At 52.0% G+C, this 1,737-nt stretch carries 1 protein-coding gene; it reads right to left on the minus strand.

Features of this window, described 5'->3' with window-relative positions; all coding sequences use genetic code 11:
* Positions 1-3: 3 nt before the first annotated feature.
* Entirely contained in the window at positions 4-1,362 is a 1,359-nt protein-coding gene (locus tag BRW63_RS26935) for an IS110 family RNA-guided transposase (RefSeq protein ID WP_073075372.1), read from the minus strand.
* Between the last annotated feature and the right edge of the window lie 375 nt (positions 1,363-1,737).

The following is a 1,737-nucleotide window of genomic DNA, read 5'->3' on the forward strand; positions in this document are numbered from 1 at the left end:
CTCCTAAGAAACACACTCCGGGAGAGCAGGTTTAGCAACGAGGTCAAATCCAAGCGCCATCGCCTTTTTCTTGAGGTTTTTGACCATTCGTTCCTGATACTGCTGCTCGTAAGTTTCCATGCCCGGATCGACAAACGCACCACCTGAAGTCCACAGGTGATAGAAGATGCGAGCGAGTTTGTGAGCCGTTGCTGTAATCGCTTTGGGTGCGCCGAGTTTCGCTTGCATCCGCCGGTAAAATGCGCCCAAGGCAGAATGCGACCGCACCAGGGTTTGCGCTGCCATCCGCAGCGCCGTTGCAACTCGATTGGCGACTTGGCGAGTCTGCGAACTTTTGCGCTTGCCGCCCGTGATGCGACTGCCGGGACACAGCCCTAACCAAGAGGCAAAATGCTTAGCCGAGGGAAATTTTGACGGGTCTAGTCCCAACTCGGACAACAGCGTCAGGACGGTGAGGACTCCAAAGCCATCGACGTGAGTGAAGTCCACGCCACTGATCCGGTACAAATGCGTTCGCAAATCAAAGCGCGGTGCATTTCCGGGTTGCTTTTTTCCGCGTCGTTTAGCAGCAGGTAAGGGGTTTGTGGCAACCTCAATGCGGTCTGCGAACTGATTGAGGCAGGCTTCGACTTCAGCATCACAGGCAGCAATCTGGGTTTGAAAGACATCGTAGAGTTGTAACTCCTGATGCAACACAAACACCAGTTCCGGGCGATAGTCGCCGTTTAATGCCGCCGCAATCTCGTCAGTACTGGCATGAATGCGGCGATCTTTAAGTGCTGCGAGTTTGTGCAAGTCTCGCTCGCCAGACACAATTGCTCGAATGATGGCAAGCCCAGTTGTGCCGCTGATATCGCTAATCACCCGGTGCAGTTGCACATTCATCTGGGTCAAGGCTTTTTGCATCCGTTGAATGTGAGTACTGGCACTCTTGATTAAGGTATCGCGTTGGCGGATGTAGCTACGGAGTACACAGATTTGGTCATCAGGACGAAAGGAGCCTGCGAGTAAGCCATAACGATGGAGCTGCCGCAACCATTGACAATCGAGCACATCACTTTTGCGTCCCGGCACGGTTTTTACCTGTCGAGCGTTGACTAACTTGACCTCAAAGCCTTGCGTTTCGAGAATCTGAAACACTGCAATCCAATACACTCCCGTTGCTTCCATCACCACAGTGTCAATGTCACACTGTTTGAGCCAGTCTGCCATCGCATACAGGTCAGCGGTAAAACACCCAAAGCGGCGAACGCACTCACTGTCTCGCCCCTCTGGAACGCTGACCCAATGGTAATCCGCACCGAGGTCAATGCCCGCAGCATTCGGATTAATCATCGAGAGTTCAGGCTGTGATGACGGCATTGACTGACCCTCCTAGAATGGTTGGAATCCTGCCCTGACCTGGATGGCGTTGCTCATACAGTCTCCTAAACGGGATAGTGGTTCTCACTTCGCCAATGGCTTAATCGCGACCTTCCAGAACCAGGCTGAGATACGGGCGCTGACGCACCAGTGATAAATCGGTCTTTGCTGTCAGGGCATTGACTTCACTGTAGAACACTGCTATGTCTCTTAACTTTGTGTTTCTTTTTTTCTTAACGAACGCTTCCGTTCCTTAATGGCTGAGATCTTGCACCCATCTCAATCAGCCGCGGGTAGAGGCTTGACAATGACTTCAAACCCCTGTGCTGCAATGACCGCTCGGTTTTTTTGAATTTGATGTAACAGCTTAAACCA

It is taken from the genome of Phormidesmis priestleyi ULC007, from assembly GCF_001895925.1.
Lineage (GTDB): Bacteria > Cyanobacteriota > Cyanobacteriia > Leptolyngbyales > Leptolyngbyaceae > Phormidesmis_A > Phormidesmis_A priestleyi_A.